This is a genomic window from Kitasatospora sp. NPDC056531, assembly GCF_042794375.1.
In the GTDB taxonomy this organism is placed as follows: Bacteria; Actinomycetota; Actinomycetes; order Streptomycetales; family Streptomycetaceae; genus Kitasatospora.
The window spans coordinates 54,130-72,934 of sequence record NZ_JBHTTU010000032.1 but is presented as its reverse complement, the minus strand read 5'-3'; the positions used below and the strand labels follow the sequence as shown (position 1 = coordinate 72,934).

The following is an 18,805-nucleotide window of genomic DNA, read 5'->3' as shown; positions in this document are numbered from 1 at the left end:
GACCACACCAGAGGGCTCAGGCCACCACGAGCCCAGGCCCCAGCACACCCTCGACCCGTTCCCGGACACGCCGCACGCGGCCCCGTGAACGATCCACACGACACCAGGGAGAAGCAATGAACCGCAGCAAGCTGGCGATCCGCACGCTGAGCGCTCTCGGGGCGGCCGCCCTCGTGGTCACCGGCGTGGCCGCCACTCCGGCAGCCGCGCAGACGTTCGTCCCGTGCACCACCGCCGCGCTGGCGACCGCCATCACCAACGCGAACACCTCCGGCGGCACGCTCGCCCTGGCCCCGGGCTGCATCTACGACCTGACCACCCCGCTGCCGGACATCCAGAACACGATCACCATCAAGGGTCACGGCGCCACCATCACCCGTGACCCGGCCGCGCCGGCCTTCCGCATCCTCACGGTCGACTCGACGGGGAACCTGAACCTTCGCGAGGCCATCATCGCCAACGGCGACGCGACGGGAGACTTCGGGGGCGGCATCCGCAACGACGGAATCCTCACTGTCAGTCGCAGCCTCATCCGTGACAACCACGCCGACTTCTCCGGCGGGATCGGCGGCAACACCGGGTCCACCACGAACGTCGACCGCAGCCTCATCAGTGGCAACAGCGCGCTCCACAACGGTGGCGGTCTGGGCAACGACGGCACCATGACCATCGACAAGAGCACCATCGTCAACAACAACGCGCTCGAGCTGGGCGGCGGAGTGGCCAACGACGGCACGCTGAACGTCACGCAAACCGCCGTCGTCGACAACTCGGCATCCGGGCCCACGGGTGCGGGCGGCGGAGTCGCCAACTTCGGCGCCGGCGCCACCACGCTCACCCAGAGCAAGGTCGTCAGCAACAACTCGACCAACGCCCCCGGCGGCGTCTACAACAACGGCGGCACCGTCACGCTCAACTTCACCGCCGTGCTCGCCAACAACCCGACCAACTGCTTCGGCAGCCCCACCACGGTCCCCGGCTGCGTGGCCTGACCCACCGGGCCCGCTGTCCGCAGCCTTCACACCCCGACGGCGGCGGCCAAGACCTTGGCCGCCGTCGTCGGTCACCGCCCAGTCGCTGACGCTGCCGACAACCAGGTGCTGCCGTCCGCCGACCCCGACGACGTGATCACCCCGCTGCGTCTGCTTCTCGCACGGAACCCGGGTGCCCGGTAGCACCGCAGCCGCACTACTACGCGGCCTCGCCGCCCTGTCGACGCCCTGCCCGACGGGGCGGGCGACAAATCGCCCGGGTGGTCCTTCGTGCTCCGGCACCGCGAGGGGGAGCTGCCCTGAGGACATGCTCCGTCATCCTGGAGTTCGATGATGCCCGTTGACCATGGTCGATCCCGCAGGTCGCGCGTCAGGATCGCCGCCGCCCTGACGATCTCGACGGCAGCCGTTCTCGCAGTCTCTTCGTGCGGTTCCTCCGGCGGGACCGCGGAACCGGCGGTGACGATCCCGCCTTCCACGTCCGAGCGAACATCGGCATCGGCATCGGCGACGGCCTCGCCCGCCGTGACGGTGCCTCCAGCGCACGCCGGGTTCGACTACCAGATCGGCGGGCCGTACCAGCCGCCGGCCGGTGTGCTCGTCGTCAGCCGCGACCACGGGGCGTCCCCGGCAGTGGCGATCTACAACATCTGCTATGTCAACGGCTTCCAGGCCCAGCCGGACGCGGAGCAGGAATGGGACCAGGACCTGCTGCTCCGGGATCAGGCCGGCAACGTCGTCTACGACACCGCCTGGAACGAGGCGCTGCTGGACATCAGCACGGACACCAAGCGTCAGCGGATCGCTCTGAAGGTGGACGGCTGGATCGACGAGTGCGCTACCAAGGGCTTCAACGCCGTCGAGCCGGACAACTACGACAGCTACACACGGTCGGCGGGACTGCTGAGCGCGGCCGACGCCGAGGCGTACCAGTCCCTACTCGTCGCGCACGCCCACGGACAAGGCCTTGCCATCGCCCAGAAGAACGCGGCGGAGCTGGCACCGGACCGGCAGCGACTGGGCCTCGACTTCGCGGTGGTGGAACAGTGCGGCACGTACGGCGAGTGCAACCGTTACACCGACGCGTTCGGCGACAGCGTCTTCGACGTCGAGTACGACGAGCAGGGCCTTCAGGCAGCGTGCACGACTTGGGGGACCCGCATCAGCATCGTGCGACGCGACCTCGACGTCGTTCCGCCGAGCGACCCCGGCTACCTGCGCCAGACCTGCTGAACCGGCCCCGGAACAGCTCGACGCACTCCAGGCGTAGGCATGCGCTGGAGCCGGCCCGGCCCTTCTGGAAACGGTGCCGATCGCTCCACGAAGCGCGGGGCTATCGGCTTCGATCACTGGAAGGAAGATCTGCCGCTGCAGTAATAGCCTAATGATCGGACTTTAAGGGGCGGGGCGTGTCGAGCGGCGGAAGCAACGCCACGTTCCATTTCGTGAGCATATCATTCGAGCGTGATCAAGGATGCCGATTCTCTGAAGAATTCGCAGGCTGCCGATATCGCTGAGAGTTCTCTGCCGAGTCGACGCAGGCTGCTCAGAACCACGGTTGCGGCAGTCGGTGCCGTAGGTCTCGCCGGCGCACTTGCGGACGGGCACGCCTACGCAGTCGATTCGCCATCCGGGCCGGGTGCTCTTCGACACGGTCGGCGCCACCCGCATCCTTCACGGCCATCGGGAGACGCGCTCGATCCAGCATCCGTACCCAAGTACAGAACGCCGCTGTTCCTTCTCGAGAAAATGCCCAGCGAGGGCCGGGACTCCTACCGCATCGCGATCCGTCAGTTCCGGCAGCAAATGCTGCCAGTCGGGATGCCGGACACCACGGTCTGGGGTTACGGAGCCGTGGGACACCCGCAGTCATTCCATACGCCAGGCCTGACCATTGAAGCCTGTGTGGATCGGCCGATCTCCGTGACATGGGTCAACGACCTCGTCACCTCGCGCGGCCTCTATCTGCCCCATCTATGCGCCGTGGACCCCACGTTGCATTGGGCAAACCCTCCTGGCGGAAGCGCCGGACGTGATTCTCGGCCGACCTTCTCAACCACTCCCGGGCCGTACACAGGACCTGTTCCCATCGTGACCCATCTGCACGGTGGGTACAGCCGAGAGGAGAGTGACGGATACCCCGAAGCCTGGTACCTGCCGGCATCCCGCGATATTCCTCGTGACTATGCTCGCGTGGGTACCTATTACGATCGGTTCGCCGAGCAGTTCCGTGACCGTTACGGCGTCCGATGGCGCCCCGGGTCGGCAACGTTCGCGTACAGCAATGATCAGCGTCCCACAACTCTCTGGTACCACGATCACACTCTGGGCATGACTCGGGTGAATGTCTACGCGGGCCTTGCTGGTTTCTACCTGCTGCGAGGCGGACCCGCTGATCTCCCCTCTGGAGTGCTTCCCGGGCCGGCACCGGGGCGGGACGGTGCCCACCGTACCCACCCCTACGAAGTCCCCCTGGTGGTTCAGGACAAATCCTTCAATGCGGACGGGTCGCTGTTCTTCCCCAGCAGTCGCGGATACTTCGGGGACACCCCGCCGGACGGTCCATGGATCCCCTACACCGATGTTCCGCCCATCTGGAACCCGGAGTTCTTCGGCACCACGATGGTCGTCAACGGGAACACCTGGCCGGTGCTCAACGTGGAACCGCGGCGGTACCGCCTGCGCATCCTCAACGCGAGCAACGCCCGTACTCTCATCTTGAAGATCGCGGCCGACGCTACGGCCCCCCGCCCCGTCAGCCCCGCACTGCCCTTCTGGCAGATCGGAAACGACCAGGGATTCCTGCCGGCCCCGGTCCAGTCGGATCAACTCCTCTTGGCCCCCGCGGAGCGCGCCGACGTGGTGGTCGACTTCACCGGCACCCCGGTCGGCACCGGGCTCTACTTGATCAATGAAGGCCCGGACGAGGCGTACGGCGGCGGCGCACCGGTCACCGACTTCACGCCGGCGAATATCACGACCACGGGGCAGGTCATGAAATTCACCGTCGTTCCCCTTGCCTCCACCGACACCAGTGTCCCACCGTCACAGATCGTGCTTCCCCCGCTCCCGGAGCTTCCCGAGAGTCGGACGGTCCGGAAGCTGTCAGTCAACGAAGAGGACTCCGCGTACTTCACCGGCGCGCCCTCGATGGACACACTCGGCACCGTTACGCCAAGTGGCTCAGCCACCCCGCTCCTGTGGTCAGACCCGGTCACCGAGACGCCGGTGAAGGACGACACCGAAATCTGGGAACTGTACAACTTCACCCCCGACGCGCACCCTATCCACATCCATCAGATCGGATTCCAGGTCCTCGACCGCCAAGCAATCACGGGCGGCGCATCGTCACCCCCACAACCGGGGGAAGGCGGATACAAGGACACCGTGATCGCATTGCCGGGCTATATCACCCGTGTCAAGCTTCGCTTTGGCATTGCGGGACGCTACGTCTGGCACTGTCACATCATGGACCACGAGGACAATGAAATGATGCGGCCGTTGCAGGTACTCGATCAGCGCAGCCATTGAGGTCCTCTCAGCGGTGATCACTCGGCAGCGGGGCGAAGGAAGCGGGAGTCTGCGACCGTGCCCCTGCCGATCGGTGCAGCGCGTGAACCGGCCCGACCGCGGCGTCCTACCGGATGAGCAGGGCCGAGCGGAGCCGGGGCTCACGCAGGTGGGCGAGGAGCCGGGGTCGTCCTCGAAGAGGAACTCGGCGGCGGGGTCGAGCGCCTGGTGCAGCATCGTCTGCACCACCTCGGCTATCAGGATCCGCTGCCCGGTGCAGGTGAACCACTGAACCAGGCCCGACCGCGCGGCTGCGCCGCGTGTGTCAGACCTTCGCCCGGGCGATCGCCTGCACGGTGATCTCACGCATCCGGTCGAAGGCCGTCTGCGGATCGTCGTAGTTGCGCCAGGGGCCGGCCACCTCGCGCCCCATTGCCTGGAACAGCTCGAACGCCGCCACCACCCGGGCGTTCATGACCAGTGACCAGGCGGCCCAGCCCCGGGCGGCCTGGAGCTGCGGATGCGCCGGATCGGCCTGCGCCAGGTCGGCCACCAGGGCGTCCACGGCCGCGGTGAACTCCGGCGTCCGGTAGGCGGCCGCCCCTGCCTTGTCGCGGGTGTTCTGTTCGTAGTACGCCCGCACCCGCAGGGTGGTCAGCAGACTGCCGGCCGGCGCGTCGGCGAGCGCGGCGTCGACGAAGGCGTGCATCAGCTCGTGGCTGCCGTGCCACTTGGCGCACCAGTACTGCAGCGCGCCCTCGTGTGCCCGCAGGTGGTGCGGGTCACGGGCCGTCACCTCGGCCCAGAGCGCACGGAAGTCCTCGCGCGACCAGCCCAGTCCCATGGCGATGGCGATCTGGGCCACCCAGGGGTTGGGGTCCTCCGACGGTGCCAGCTCGACGGCCTCCCGTGCGGCCTGATCCGCCTCGCGCAGGACCTGGTGGAACCCGCGGGCCTGCTCCATGGTCACCTCGGAGGCGTACCTGCTGGTACGGATCTCCCAGGCGAGCTGGACCAGCGCGTCGGTCTGCAGCAGGGCGGCCGCCGCGTTGCGCGGCTCCTCCTCGCGCCACAGCCGCAGCCAGTGGTCGTCCTTCGCCGCCGCCGTGCTCAGCGGCTCCATCCGCATCCAGCGCCGGTTCGCGTCACGCTCGCCGTCGCTGTCGGCTTCGGCCAGGTACTCGGCCACCGCGCGCCAGTCACCGCCCCCGGCCGCATCGAGCACGGCCGCCAACTCCGCGGACGGCTCGTCTCCCCGGAGCACGAGCTGCTCGCGCGGGGCCAGCCTGCGCCGAAGCTCGGTCTCCCGGCGGCTCCGCCGCTCCCGAGAGACCCGCGAGACGACGACCTTGCCCGCGACGAGCACGAGCACCACGAGCGACAAGAAGACCATGAACTGCTTTCCTAGCGGAGGAGTGTGGACCGCTTACCCGCACCCGAGCGGTCCCTGAGCGGGCACCGGGCACGGGCGAAGACAGAGGACAGAAGACAGCGCGGGCGCACCACGCACCACCCCCGCCCTCGCACCTGCGTGCGCGGCGAGCAGGATCGTACCGGCACGGTGCACCGCCCCCGTATCCGCAGTCCGGACACTCCGCGGCCCCCGGCGGGGCCTCGATGCACCGGGTCCACCGGGGCCGCGCAAAGCCGTTGGACGGTTCCGCGCCGAACGTGGGATCTTGAAGATCATGCAACGGCCCGGCAACGCGACGGGCAGCCTGTGCGACGGCGAGCCGTGCGTCGACAGGACAGGCCGGGGCGACACTTCGCCACCGACCGCGACACCGAGAGAAACCGACGACTCCTCATGGACATCACCGCGACGTTCCGGCTGACCGAGGCCGACTTCCGCAAAGCGATACGCAACAGCCCGGCGGTCCGAGGCCTCTCGGTCCTCGGTGTCCTGTTCTTCATGGTGGGCCTGCTCACCCTGCTCGTCGGCACCGAGCCGAGGATCTGGCTGGTGATCGTCGGCCCGGCGATCCTGGCGTTCGGCGAACTGGTCGTCGTCCGCCAGGCCGCCCGCAAGAGCACTCCGCTGCTCGCCGAGCCCTGGACGGTGCGGATCACCGAGCACAACTACGCCCTCAGCACCGCCGTCAGCCAGGCCGAGGTCGCCTGGAGCGCGTACCGCCAGGTGACCGCGCGGTCCGGCTTCTGGTACCTGCAGCAGACCAACAAGGCCGTCGCCCTCATTCCGCAGCACGCCTTCGACGAGGCGCAGCTCGCCCAGGTGTCGGCCTTCTTCGCCGACCGGCTGCCGCCGCTGAAGCGCCCCTGGTACCTCCCGTTCGCCTGATCCCACCGCGGTGCGCCCGCCTCCGGGGCCGGCGGGGGCGGGGTGTCCGGCAGCGCCGGAGGCCGTCGCGGTCGCCCGGAGGGCGACCTGACGGACGGTCACCGGTAGCCCGCGCCCGCCAGGTCTCCCTGGACGAACAGCACCAGCCCCAGGCAGGCCAGGCCCAGGGCGGGCAGGAGGCCGAAGGCCATGGCCGCCAGGAGCGCCATACTGCCCGGCGGCACGAGGACCGCGCGCTCGGGCCGGGAGAGCCGGTAGTACACCTGGACCTCGTCACCGCTCCGGCGCCACCGGCCGGAGCGGTCCACGAGCTCGATCTCCCGGCCGTCCTCGGTCGTGAACACCAGGACCGGCCGTGCGGGCCAACGGCGCCGCAGGCGCGGTCCTTCGGTGACCCGCCGGAACCCGGCGCACCGGGCGGTGGCCGTCCGCGCGTCCGGCCGCACCCGCCCGCCGACCGTGATCCGCCGCCAGAACGCACCGGCGACCGCCGCTCCCACCGCGCCGACGGCGGCGCCGAACAACCCGAGCATCACCCCGGGCAACCCGCTGACCCAGACCATGGCGTCCCTCCCCGCCCCGAGCCTGCCCGCGGCGGAACCCCGGCACACGGCCGCGCTCCGCACGCATCGGCCCTCACCCGAGAACACCGTCCCCGTCCCGGGCTCACCGCACGGGCAACCGTCGGCGGGGGCGCGCTGTCGGGGCCGGACGCGCCGGGCGTACGGGACCACGGGTGCGAGCGCTCAGTGGTGGAACACCCGTGCGGCGCTGTCCAGCCAGGTCCAGTCGACCGGCGTGTACGGGAGAGCGTGTAGGTGTCGCCGACAGGTGTGGCCACGGCGTGCTTCGGGAGGAGGACCCACCCGTCGTCGGCCGGGTCGAGACCGTGGGCATCGGCCAGCGAGGCCGGCACGGTCAGGGGAAGGGTGGGCGTCCGGTTCATGGTCGGACATTCTGCACACGCCCACCGACAGCGGACCGTCGGGTAGGGCCGGCCGCTGGATGGAGACCACAGGCGGCGCGCGCCTCGCGGCCTCCCCGTCTCGGGGTCAGCTGCCGGGTACCGCGTATTGAAGCTGTTCGGCATCGGCCACAGACGTGGGCTGTCGAAGGATGATCCAGCCCGACCCACGCCACGCGAGCGAAACGCCGGCGAGGTGCCGACCCAGTCATGGCTGCGCGAGCCCGGCCGCCTGCCCGACATCGTGCTCGACTTCTTGCGCTGCGGCCGGGTGCGGAGCCCCCGCACCTGAGCGGCGCAGGGGACATCCCGTCGTTCGACTGGTCAGCTCCAGAGTTGGGCGTCCTTGTTGTAGGTGTAGTCGAGGACATCGGCGTAGCCCGCCCGGTAGTAGTCCCACGTCCCGTCGTCCGCCACCACGGCCACGGGCTGCCCGGTGTTGTTGACGAGCGAGGCGGCGTTGTCGGCCACGGTCTGGCCCCAGCCGGCGCCGTTGTTCCCCCAGTGGGAGAAGTGGGCGTTCCTCAGGTCCACGGTCTGGCCGGGCGACCAGTTCTCCCACGCGCCCCAGCCGTACTGCGGCGAGTGGTAGTACAGGCACACGTTGCCGCTCGGGCAGGCTTCCGCCCCGGTCGGCGGGGTGGCGGCGAACGCGCTCCCCGTCGTCAGGCCCATCGCGCCGAGCGTCAGCGCGCCCACCACCGCAACCTTGGCCGTACGATGTCCGACCCTGATGCGCATTGCGTCCCCCTCCAAGTCCACGGTGCACGGCGAACAGGCGGTCAGCCGCCGCGAGACGGCTCCTGGCTGAACCCGAACGAGGCTTGCACGATTGCCCGCACCCCGCCAGAAGTTGAGCCGCTTCCGTTTGTGTAGACAGCCGGAACCCCGGGGGCCGATCGCCGGGACGCGCTTGCGGGCGCAGCGGCGTCGGATGTCTGGCAGGGTGCCCGAAGCCGCGTCGCCCAGCTGTTCGGCCGGGGCGCCGATCGGGACGAGCAGGACGAGGCGCGGAGCCGGGTGCCGTGGGGCCGGCGGACGGGTCGGCCCCACGGCACAGGTGCATCAGCGCCAGTAGGCCGCGACCTGGAGCGGCCGCTTGCCGTTGTGCGTGCCGAGGTGGGCGTAGTACGCCCACCTGGTGTCCCGTTCGTTGTTCACGGTGTACGACACGGTGTACCAGCGGCTGTTGCACGGCACGTCGCCGGTCGTGGCGACGTCGGCGCCGCCGAAGCCGGCCTTGCGGATCCCGACCGTGTACGTGCCGCCGCCGGAGCACCACACGTCGAACCTCACGGTCCTTCCACCCGGCCCGAGGCCGACGTTCTTGGTGGACCAGCCGGTGGTCGGGGTGTGCGTGTCGAACCACTGGTAGTGCCACGAGGCGGCCGAGGCCGGGCTGGTGCTCAACGCGAGCCCCAGCGCCGCCGTACCGCCGACGACCATCGCCGCGAGCTTCCCCTTCATGGTGATCCCTCCCGTTGCCACCGTCGGTCGCGGTGGATGGCAAGAGCGTGGCAGGGCGGCCCCCGAGCCATCGTCAACTCCAGGGTTGATTGCCGGGGTAAACCTCTGCGGTAGCCGGGGACGGACGGCGGCGGGACGGCAACGGAGGCGGTCAACCGCAGGGTTGACGACAGCGACCGCGACCGTCCGTACGCTGCCGGGATGCGGTTGATCGCGCGAAGGCTCCGGGCGGACTCGGTGCAGGCGGACACGGCGCTCGCCTTCGTGCTCGCGATGGTGACCGTCGTGTACGGGCTGCAGTCGTACCAGGCCCGCTACCGGGCGGAGGGCTGGCGGCCGTTCGACCTGACGGCGGTCGGCCTGAGTCTCCTGGTGGCGCTGCCGCTGGCGCTGCGCCGGCGCCACCCGTGGCCCGTACTGGCACTGTCCCTGACCGGCCTGCTGATCTACACCGCGGCCGGGTTCCAGCCGTCGGTGAACCTGTGGCCGCCATTGCTCGCGAGCTACACCGTCATCGCACGCCGACCGCCGCGTCAGGCGGTCGCGGCCGCGGTGGTGACCTGCGGGGCCTGGGTGGCCAGCGGACTTCAGGCACGCCTGTCGGTGGAGCTGTCGGTGGCGCAGTCCGTCATCGCGACCGGCATCGTGGGGATCTTCGCGACGGGCACGCGGCGCCTGGCCGAGCGCAACACGCAGCTGGCCGAGGCGACGGATCGGCTGCGGCGCGAGCAGGAGCTGCGGGCGCGGCACGCCGTGGTGGAGGAACGGGTGCGGATCGCCCGCGAGCTGCACGACGTGATCGCCCATCACCTGTCGGCGCTGGCCGTGCAGGCGGGGGTGGCCGAGTACGTCTTCGCATCCGACCCGCAGGCGGCCCGGGCCGCGCTGACCGCGATCGGAGCGACCAGCCGCGAGGCGCTGGAGGAGATGCGCGGGCTCCTCCAGGTCCTGCGCATCTCCGGCGACGCCTCGCGCGAGCAGGAGCCGCTCTACCATCCGGCGCCCGGACTGGCCAAGCTCGACGAGCTCGTGGAGCGCACCCGGGCGGCCGGTGTGCCCGTCCGGGTCGTCGAGTCGGGCCCCGCGCGGATGCTCGCGCCCGGGGTCGACCTGTGCGCGTTCCGGGTCGTCCAGGAAGCCCTCACCAATGTGATCAAGCACGCCGGACGACCCGCCACCGCGACCGTCCGCCTCCAGTGGCAGCCGGACCACCTCGAAGCCCGGATCGTCGACGACGGGCCCGGAGACGGCGACGCGGTCACCGGCAGCGGGCTCGGTTTGATCGGGATGCATGAACGCGTCAGACTCTACGGCGGGTCCGTGCACGCCGGCCCGCGTCCGGACGGCGGGTTCGAGGTCGCGTTCACGTTGCCGGTCACCGAGGCCGACCCGTAAGGACGGCGAGCCGGCCCAGACGTGGGGGACGAGAGAGCCGGCCGGGGCGTGGGGGACGAGGGGGCGGCAACGGTGACATCAGTACTGATCGTGGACGACCAGGTGCTCATCCGAGCGGGAATCGCCGCCCTGGTCCGTGCCACCGACGGCCTGGAGGTGGCCGGTGAGGCCGCGACCGGCGAGGAGGCCGTCGACCTGGCCGCCCGCTGCACGCCCGACGTCGTCCTGATGGACATCCGCCTGCCCGGCATGAGCGGCATCGCCGCGCTGGAACGGATCCTCGCCGCCGCGGCGCAGCCGAAGCCCAAGGTCGTCATGCTGACCGTCTACGACCTCGACCAGTACGTCTATGCCGCGCTGCGCGCGGGAGCCAGCGGGTTCCTGCTCAAGGACACCCCGCCCGAACGGCTGCTCACAGCGGTCAAGCAGATCGCGGAGGGCGAGATGCTGTTCGCCCCGACCGTCACCCGGCGCCTGGTGGAGACGTTCGCGCGGCAGGGCGAGCCGGTCGGCGAGCAGCCCGGCACGCTGGCGGGGCTGACCGCGCGCGAGCGGGACGTGCTGTACCTGGTCGGCCGGGGCCTGACCAACAACCAGATCGCGGAGCGCCTGGTGGTGAGCATCGCCACGGTCAAGACCCATGTGAACCGGATGATGGCGAAACTCGCGCTCACCAGCCGGGCCCAGGCCGTGGTCGTCGCCTACGAGAGCGGCCTGGTGGCCGTCGGAGGCGACCCACGCTCCGCTCCGGGAGCACCCGGGCTCGGCCCGGCCTGACCGGCCCTGACCCACACGGCCTTCAGGCTCGGCCGAGCAGTTCCCGGACACGCGAACCCGGGGCCGCCAGCCGTTCGCCGGCCCCCGGCCCTCGGCGTTCCGCTCCGGCAAGCCGCGCAAGGCACTTGTGGAACTGCGGGGTGAAGGACGCCTAAGGGGCGGACACGTGTTGCGTGTCCGCCCCTTAGGCGTTCGTGGTAGCGGGGACAGGATTTGAACCTGCGACCTCTGGGTTATGAGCCCAGCGAGCTACCGAGCTGCTCCACCCCGCGTCGGTAGGTCCGACTGTACGGCACCGGCCGGTGATCGCAAACTTGATTGTCGGGCGCCGGCTGTAGGGTCCGCGAGCCGATGCGCGATGTCGACGCTCGATGCGCTCTGGATGTGCGGATCCGGGGACGGTTCGCGACGGCGGAGGACCGCGTGCAAACCTGATCCGCCGAGTCCGGACCACCGACCGCTGGGATGTCCGCCCCCAGCGCCGACGATGACCGGCCGCCAGTCCGTCAGCACCTTGCACGGTGCATCCTTCGCCGCACCAGTCCAGATGCAGTCACCGCGAGTTGGCGATTCCGGCGCACGAACCCACGGACACCGGCGTACAACGAACGGTGAAGGCCACCCCCTGTCGGAGCGCGACCGGAACCTCGGACTACCCGGGCATCACTCCGTGGATACGGGAGAGGGTGAACACGCGCTCGTCGTCCCGCAGGTGGCACCAGGCGTGGAGGTAGGGAGCGTCCAGTTCGAGCCGGCTGAGGGTGCGGACGGTCGTGTTGCCCGAGGTGGCGACGTACTCGATCGTGATGACCTGCCCGTCGTTGACGGCATGGGCCAGCTGGCGGACGTCGGTGAAGGTCAGGTTGCGCGCGTACCCGGCGATGATCTCCTCGGTGTCGCTGTCGTAGGGGCGACCGTCGTACGGGTCGGGCTCCGCGACGTCCTGTGGAGCGTCCCGGAGCCGGGTGGCGAGGGCGTGCAGGTCGACGGGCTTGCCCGCGTTCGCGGTGCGGGCGTCCGTACGCTGCGCACGGGACCTTCCGCCGGGCAGACGCGGGGACGGGAGCGGGTTCGCCGCGCGGTGGCGCTGGGCCCGTTCGATCCGCACGGTTCCGTCGGGCGTCTCGGCGACGGGGGCGTAGCCCGCGGCGCGCAGTGCCGCGAGGGTCTTGTCAGGCGGGGTCCGGCTGATCAGCACCGTCGGTGCCAGCTGCCGCAGGCCGAGTGGGGTGAGCTTGCGGTGGGCGGCCAGTTCGGCCAGGAGGGCGGGCTCCTGGCCGTGGATCACGCAGGCCGCGGAGACGACGCGCACCCGGCCGTGGCTGCGCGCGGTGTCGTGGATCAGGTAGGAGAGCGGTTGGGGAAGCGGTTCGACGGCGACGGCGGCCAGGTCGGCCTCGATGGCGTCGGGGGTGAGACCGGCGTCGAGGGCGCGGCGGACGCTTCCCGGGCTGAAGCGCCATACGGAGGCCGTGCCGGCGCTCTCCCGGTGGGCGACGGAGTCCAGCAGCGCGAGGAGGTGCGCCGACGGCGTGCCGGTGACCACGGCCGTGAGGTCGCTGCCGAAGCGGGCGGTGCCGCTGGCGGCGGGCAGCAGGAGCCGGCAGGCCTCGGTCAGCGCTTCGGTGTCGTCGGCGAGCAGGGCGGCCCCGATCGGGGACACGGCCCCGAGGGCGAGCGCGCCGAGCAGTTCCGCCTCCCGGATCAGGGTGGCGAACGGCGTGGCGTCCTGGGGGAGTTCGTCGGCGAGCGGGCGCAGCCACCCGAGCAGTGCCCCCAGGTCCGCCGGGTTGGCCGCGCCTTCGCCGGCCGGGAGCCGGGAGGCGGCGGTGAGCAGTCCGTGCCGGGCCTGGACGCAGCCTGCGCACGGCGGCGCCCCGGCGAGCGCGGGCAGGGCCTTCCCGTCCTCGTCGCGGCTCCCGCCGGGGGTCAGCGGGAGCGCCCACCAGGCGCGGAGCAGCACTGCGAGGCGGTCGGCCGGTGCCTGCTCGGCCCAGGCGTCGTAGGAGGCCGTCGCCGCGACCCGGTCACCGTCCCGGGCCAGCAGCCCGGCCGCGCTCGCCGCCTCCAGCACGAGGCGTACCGGGATCTCGTCGCACTGCGCCGCTTTGCCGATCCGGGCGAGCTCGCGGGCTCCGATCCCGCCGGCCTTGAGCCGGGCCGGTGGAGCGGCGGCGCACACCCCGAGGACGGACGCGGCGTGGGCGGCGAAGGCCATCGAGGCGGCCGCGGCCTCCCGTTCGATCTCCGGGACGGTGGCGGGCACCGAGTGCACGTCGGGTGGGGCGGGTGTGAACGGGGCGTGCCAGTCGCGGCCGCGCAGTGCCAGTGCCACCTCCGCGGGCATGCGGGCCGGCCCGTAGCGGTGTCGGTCCCGGATCAGCAGTCCCCGTTCCACCGCCCACTGTTCGCCGGGTGTGGAGTCGGCCGGGGACCCGAACATGATGAAGCCCGACCGCTCCGGAGCATCATGTGCCCGCCGCTCAAGGAGTTTCCGGGCCGCTGCGGGCGCCTTGGCCACCAGCGCGGCGACCCGGGCCGGATCGCGGTGATGGTCGACCAGCGCCGCCAGCCGCTGCTCTTTCCTAGTGGGGACGGGTTTGACGTCGAGTTTCGCCAGCATGCGGCCCAGCTCGTCGGAGTTCGAGCCCGCGAGCAGGTGCACGAGCGGTGCGTCGAGTCCCAGGGGCGAGTTCCACGCGCTGCGCAGCGGCGCCGCCATGCGCAGCAGTCCATTGCCGTCCGGCCACACCAGAGCCCGATCGGCCAGCTCCTCCAGGACGGCGGCCAGTGCGCGGACGCGTTCACCGTGCGTCGCGTCCAGGAGGCCTGCCAGCGCGTCCCGTGACACGGCCGTCAGCGCGGCGAGGGCCTGCGCCACCTGCAGGCACGGCAGCGTGAGTCGGGGCAGGACCAGCGCCACCGACGCCGGACGCTGAAGACGGTCCGCCAGTTCGCCGACCGACCGCGGCTCCGGAGCCGACGCGGCGTCCGGGCGCGCTGCCAGGACCCGCTCCAACCCGGCCGCATCGAGCCCGCGCAGCCACGCGGCCAGCGCCGATCCGCTCTTCTTACCGATGGGGACACCTCACCACGTAGGAGGACGGCCAGGCCCTGCCGAAGCCGGCCGGAAGCACCAGGATGGCGTACCGACGGGGGTGGGCGCGAACGACGCCTGTCGTGGATGCCGGACGCTGACCGCCCGGCATCCCTGACACCAGTCTGCGCCCCGCCCATTTCCCAGCGCCGAGGACAAGTACAGGGGCGGTGCGGTAGCGAACTCCATTCGGGAGCACCGGTCCTCGGCGTCCGTGCTCCAGCGGTCGCCGGTCGCCGGTCGCCGGAGGCGACTGATGCGGGGACATGTCTGTTCCAGAGTCGCTTGGGTCGCTTCGGTCTCTCCCCCACGCGGTACGGGACCGGTTCCCGGGGCACAGCATCGGTCCCGTACCGACGGACCGCTCAGCGACTGAGCGACCGAAGCGACCCACGGTGGGAACTCCTGCATAGGAGGTTCCCCGGTGGTCCACCGTCCTGGGGAACGATGCCCGCCGGCCTCCGGAGCTACTGAAGCGACCCAAGCGACCGAGACCTGGACCTTCGGCGGGCCTGACACGCACGACACGCCGACGGACCCGGCCCGAGAGACTCAGTCGCTTTCAGTCGCTGAGCTTCAGTCGCTGGACAAAACCCCAGGTCAGAGCAGGTGAACCAGCCCCATCAGCGACTCAAGCGACTCAAGGTTGGGTATATGAAGACATTCCCGTGTGCGTGTGTGCGTTATAGACCCGGGCTTCAGTCGCTTCAGTCGCTGTTTGTTGGGAAAATCGGCTTCGACCTGCGAAAACGTCGGTGGACCGAAAACAGCGACCGAAGCGACTCGGTCGCTGCCCCAGGGTTCGGTAGCTGCTCGGTAGCTGAGTTTCCCGGCAAACCCCACCGGTTCGGGACCGTATGTCCTCGCTCGGCTAGTCTGTGTGAGCTATCTTCTGGACTTCGGTCGCTTCAGTCGCTGATCCGGCACCCACCAGTGCTCTGACCTGGCTTTTTGCCCTCAGCGACTGAACAAGCGACTCAACATCGGGCAGCTACCGAGCGACCGAAGAAGCTGAAGCAGCTACCGAACCAAGGGGAAGGGACCAGCGTGACGGCGCCGAAGGCCGTGGGGAGCGACCGAACGGAGCGTCAACCGGACGCGCTCGCCGTCGCGCGCTGGTGTGCCGCCCAGGGCTGGCCCGTCCATCCGCTGGCCCCCGGGCGCAAGACCCCGCCGGCGAACTGCCAGGCCTGCCAGGACTCCCCGCACTCCCCCACCGAGTGCCTCTGTCCCCGCGTCGGTCGCTGGTGCCACGGCTTCCACGCCGCCACCGTCGACCAGGACGTGCTCTCGGCCTGGTGGCACGTCAACCCCGGTTTCGGCGCCGGCGTCGCCTGCGGTCCCGCAGGCCTGGTCGTCATCGACGTCGACAGCCACCCGGCCGCCGTCCCCGCGAGGGACCGGATCCTGCCCGGCATCCCGATCCACGAGCACGTCAACCTCGAAGGCCTGGAGAACGGCTACCACACCCTCGCCCTGCTCGCGGCCCTACGCAAAGCCCCGGACCCGGCCGAGGACACCGGAACCCTGCGGGTGAGGACCCCCTCCGGCGGCCTGCACATCTGGTACCGCGACCAGGCCCACCACCGCTTCACCTGCTCCACCGGCTCCTCCACCGGACGGGCCCTCGCCTGGCAGGTCGACGTCCGTGCCCACGGCGGCTACATCGTCGCCCCCGCCACCGCCACCACCAACGGCACCTACACCCCCCTGCCCGGCGCCTCGACCCCCGCCCCCCTCCCCCAGTGGCTCGCCGAGGAACTCATCCGCACCGGCCACCTCAAGGACCGGCCGGGCCAGCAGGGCACCGTACCCCAGCCGACCGTCCCCGACCGAGGCCGCCAGGCCGTCGTGGCAGCGGGCGGCGGGAAACGGGGCGCCGAACGCGTCCTCGACACCGTCCTGCAGGACGTCACCGACTGCGCCACCACCCCGGAGGGGGCAGGCTTCACCGGCAAGCTCAACCGCGCCGCCTACACCGTCGGAGGCCTCGTCTCCGCCGGACACCTCACCCACGCCGCCGCCGAGCAGCTGCTCCAGGACGCCGCCCGCACCGCCCGTCCCTCCCAGGACCGGCACAGCTCCGCCGTCATCCGCTCCGGCCTGGCCGCCGGAGCCCGGCAGCCCCTGCACGTCGGGAAGGCCCGCGGATGAGCGACAGCACCCGCAAGAGGACGGTCTTCGACCCCGTGATCGCCGCTCAGCAGATCCTGGAGTACCCGCCGGTCCCCGGCCCCTCACAGGCCCCCTGGCACGGCACCGTCGTCCAGGAGAGCCTCCTCGAGCCCCCCGCCCCCGTCGCGGCCCCGCAGGCGCCCGTCCAGCCCCTTCCGACGGCCCAGGCCCCGCAGGCGCCCGTCCAGGCCCAGGCGGGCCCGCAGGCGAGCCCCAACGGCCTGCTGCCCGACTCCCTGTCAGACCGCGGCAACGCCAAGCTCTTCGTCCACCTCTACGGACGCGACTACCGCCACGTCCCCGGCATCGGCTGGTACCGCTGGGCCACCCACCGCTGGCAGCTCGACGAGGACGACACCGTCCTGTGGGCCGCCGGCGAGATGGCCGAGAGCATCGCCACCCACGACCCCCGCGGCCTCTACACCAACACCGACCTGCGCCGGCACCGCCGCCGGGCGCTGTCCACCTCGGGCATGAACGCCATGCTCGCCCAGGCCAAGTCCGCCCCCGGCATGGTCCTCAACGCCGCCCTGCTGGACGCCGACGCCTACGCCCTGTGCACCCCCGGCGGCGTCGTCGACCTGCGCACCGGCGGCATCGTCCCGCCCGACCCCAAGGTCCACCACCACTCCCGCTCCACGACCCTGGCCCCCGCCCGGATGCCCACCCCGCGCTGGGACCGCTTCCTCACCGACACCTTCGGCGACGACAGGGAAGGCCGCCAGACCCGCGACTTCCTCCACCTGCTGCTCGGCTACTCGATCAGCGGCGACGTCGGCGCCCAGGTCATGCCCTTCCTCTACGGACAGGGCAAGAACGGCAAGTCCGTCCTCCTGGACGTCATGATCCAGCTGCTCGGCGACTACGCCGACGCGGCCCCGCCCGGCTTCCTGATGGCCAAGACCTTCGACGGCCACCCCACCGACCTCGCCGAACTCCACGGCCGCCGCATCATCGTCTGCTCCGAGCTCAAGCCCGGCGACCGCTTCGACGAGGCCCGGGTCAAGCTGCTGACCGGCGGCGACAAGATCAAGGCCCGCCGGATGCGCCAGGACTTCTTCTCCTTCGAGCCCACCCACAAGCTCTGGCTGCTCGGCAACCACCGCCCCGAGGTCGGCACCGGCGGCTTCGCCTTCTGGCGGCGCATGCGCCTGATCCCGTTCGAACGGGTCGTTCCCGAGGAACGCAAGATCGACAACCTGGCCCACGTCCTCGTCGCCGAGGAGGGCCCCGGTATCCTCGCCTGGCTCATCGACGGCGCCCGCCGCTACTTCGCCGGCGAGAAGGACCTGGCCGGCCCCCAGGCCGTCCAGACCGCCACCACCGCGTACGCCGAGACGGAGGACCACGTCGGCCGCTTCCTCAAGGAGGCCTGCATCACCGGCGAGGGCATGCGCGCAGAGCAGTCCCAGCTCTTCAGCGCCTACACCCGTTGGTGCGGCTTCGAGGGGGCCAATCCCGTATCCGGCCGTGCGTTCGCCGCACGAGTCCGCGAGACACTGGGTATGACCTCTCCCAAGGAGATGGTCCTGTCCAACAGCCGCAAGTACTACCCGGGCATCGGCCTGATCACCGACGACACAGAGGAGCAGAACGCGTGAGCGCGCTGATCGACCCGGCCGAGCTCGCCCACGAAACCGATCTCGTCTGGCTTGAGGACACCACCGACCTCGATTACGTCCGCCAGTCGCTCGACCGCCTCACCACCCGGCGAGGCCGCCCGGCCTACCACCGCGACGGCCGCATGGTCGGCTACGCGATCCTGGGCCCCGACGCCAAGTCCTCCCGGGCCTCCGGCACCTTCCGCCGCCGCGTCTTCTGGCTGCTGCCCCACGACCGCGACCAGGACCCGGAAGGCCTCTACACCACCGGAGCCCCCTCCGAGGCCGTGGACCCGCGCACCGTGGCCCCGGGCGTCAAGGGCTACAAGACCGAGCGCTCCGAGGGTGGCCCGGCCTCGCCGGCGATGCTCGAGCTGGGGATAACGCTGCCGAAGGCCTGACGGCTCCAGGACGAACGCGGTGGGGGGGGGGGGGGAGGGGGGGGGGGAGCCACCCCCACCCACTCCTCCCTGGGTCTCCGCGCTCGCTGGTTTTTCCTTGTAACGGCATGACCCCAAGAAGAAGCCC

14 protein-coding genes and 1 tRNA gene are annotated in these 18,805 nt (G+C 70.9%); 9 read left to right on the top strand and 6 right to left on the bottom strand.

The window, feature by feature from the left end:
* The first annotated feature begins 116 nt into the window (after window positions 1-116).
* The 3 genes from ACFQ87_RS25130 (at window position 117) to ACFQ87_RS25120 (ending at window position 4,523) form a co-directional block, all read left to right on the top strand.
* A complete protein-coding gene (locus tag ACFQ87_RS25130; RefSeq protein ID WP_380613049.1) occupies window positions 117-992 on the top strand; it encodes a hypothetical protein in 876 nt (291 codons plus the stop codon).
* A gap of 333 nt (window positions 993-1,325) precedes the next feature.
* Window positions 1,326-2,225 carry an endo alpha-1,4 polygalactosaminidase gene (locus tag ACFQ87_RS25125; RefSeq protein WP_380613061.1) on the top strand — a complete coding sequence of 300 codons (900 nt, stop codon included), beginning with the start codon at window positions 1,326-1,328 and terminating at the stop codon, window positions 2,223-2,225.
* A 231-nt stretch (window positions 2,226-2,456) separates the two neighbouring features.
* A complete protein-coding gene (locus ACFQ87_RS25120) occupies window positions 2,457-4,523 on the top strand; it encodes a multicopper oxidase family protein (protein ID WP_380613048.1) in 2,067 nt (688 codons plus the stop codon).
* Between the two features lie 304 nt (window positions 4,524-4,827).
* Here the strand turns inward: ACFQ87_RS25120 and ACFQ87_RS25115 are convergent, their stop codons facing one another.
* Window positions 4,828-5,895: a hypothetical protein gene (locus ACFQ87_RS25115; protein ID WP_380613047.1), complete on the bottom strand. Its 1,068-nt coding sequence runs from the start codon at window positions 5,893-5,895 to the stop codon at window positions 4,828-4,830.
* Window positions 5,896-5,919: 24 nt separating this feature from the next.
* Here ACFQ87_RS25115 and ACFQ87_RS25110 point away from each other — a divergent pair, with 24 nt between their 5' ends.
* The gene (locus tag ACFQ87_RS25110) at window positions 5,920-6,801 is read left to right on the top strand and encodes a YcxB family protein (RefSeq protein WP_380613046.1); all 882 of its coding nucleotides are present in this window, start codon (window positions 5,920-5,922) and stop codon (window positions 6,799-6,801) included.
* 98 nt (window positions 6,802-6,899) lie between these two features.
* On the opposite strand, the gene ACFQ87_RS25105 is transcribed toward ACFQ87_RS25110, so the two are convergent.
* The 3 genes from ACFQ87_RS25105 to ACFQ87_RS25095 form a co-directional block, all read right to left on the bottom strand.
* On the bottom strand, window positions 6,900-7,364 hold the full coding sequence (locus tag ACFQ87_RS25105) for a DUF3592 domain-containing protein (protein WP_380613045.1): 465 nt from the start codon (window positions 7,362-7,364) through the stop codon (window positions 6,900-6,902).
* A 725-nt stretch (window positions 7,365-8,089) separates the two neighbouring features.
* On the bottom strand, window positions 8,090-8,506 hold the full coding sequence (locus tag ACFQ87_RS25100) for a peptidase inhibitor family I36 protein (protein ID WP_380613044.1): 417 nt from the start codon (window positions 8,504-8,506) through the stop codon (window positions 8,090-8,092).
* A 324-nt stretch (window positions 8,507-8,830) separates the two neighbouring features.
* A complete protein-coding gene (locus ACFQ87_RS25095; RefSeq protein ID WP_380613043.1) occupies window positions 8,831-9,232 on the bottom strand; it encodes a hypothetical protein in 402 nt (133 codons plus the stop codon).
* A 201-nt stretch (window positions 9,233-9,433) separates the two neighbouring features.
* Here ACFQ87_RS25095 and ACFQ87_RS25090 point away from each other — a divergent pair, with 201 nt between their 5' ends.
* Entirely contained in the window at window positions 9,434-10,627 is a 1,194-nt protein-coding gene (locus ACFQ87_RS25090) for a sensor histidine kinase (protein WP_380613042.1), read from the top strand.
* 72 nt (window positions 10,628-10,699) lie between these two features.
* Window positions 10,700-11,404 carry a response regulator gene (locus ACFQ87_RS25085; RefSeq protein WP_380613041.1) on the top strand — a complete coding sequence of 235 codons (705 nt, stop codon included), beginning with the start codon at window positions 10,700-10,702 and terminating at the stop codon, window positions 11,402-11,404.
* A 195-nt stretch (window positions 11,405-11,599) separates the two neighbouring features.
* Here ACFQ87_RS25085 and ACFQ87_RS25080 read toward each other — a convergent pair.
* Together ACFQ87_RS25080 and ACFQ87_RS25075 are read right to left on the bottom strand one after the other, a co-directional pair.
* A tRNA-Met gene (locus tag ACFQ87_RS25080) sits at window positions 11,600-11,676 on the bottom strand.
* Between the two features lie 380 nt (window positions 11,677-12,056).
* Window positions 12,057-14,327: a helicase-associated domain-containing protein gene (locus ACFQ87_RS25075; RefSeq protein ID WP_380613040.1), complete on the bottom strand. Its 2,271-nt coding sequence runs from the start codon at window positions 14,325-14,327 to the stop codon at window positions 12,057-12,059.
* A 1,221-nt stretch (window positions 14,328-15,548) separates the two neighbouring features.
* Between ACFQ87_RS25075 and ACFQ87_RS25070 the strand changes: the two genes are divergently transcribed.
* Genes ACFQ87_RS25070 through ACFQ87_RS25060 form a run of 3 tightly spaced genes read left to right on the top strand, consistent with a single transcriptional unit; the run spans window position 15,549 to window position 18,678 of the window.
* The gene (locus ACFQ87_RS25070) at window positions 15,549-16,655 is read left to right on the top strand and encodes a bifunctional DNA primase/polymerase (RefSeq protein ID WP_380613039.1); all 1,107 of its coding nucleotides are present in this window, start codon (window positions 15,549-15,551) and stop codon (window positions 16,653-16,655) included.
* Window positions 16,652-18,277, top strand: coding sequence for a phage/plasmid primase, P4 family (locus tag ACFQ87_RS25065; RefSeq protein WP_380613038.1), 1,626 nt, complete (start codon window positions 16,652-16,654; stop codon window positions 18,275-18,277). Before ACFQ87_RS25070 ends, ACFQ87_RS25065 begins: the two co-directional genes overlap by 4 nt.
* Window positions 18,274-18,678, top strand: coding sequence for a DUF6009 family protein (locus ACFQ87_RS25060; protein ID WP_350512420.1), 405 nt, complete (start codon window positions 18,274-18,276; stop codon window positions 18,676-18,678). Before ACFQ87_RS25065 ends, ACFQ87_RS25060 begins: the two co-directional genes overlap by 4 nt.
* The last annotated feature ends 127 nt before the right edge of the window (window positions 18,679-18,805 follow it).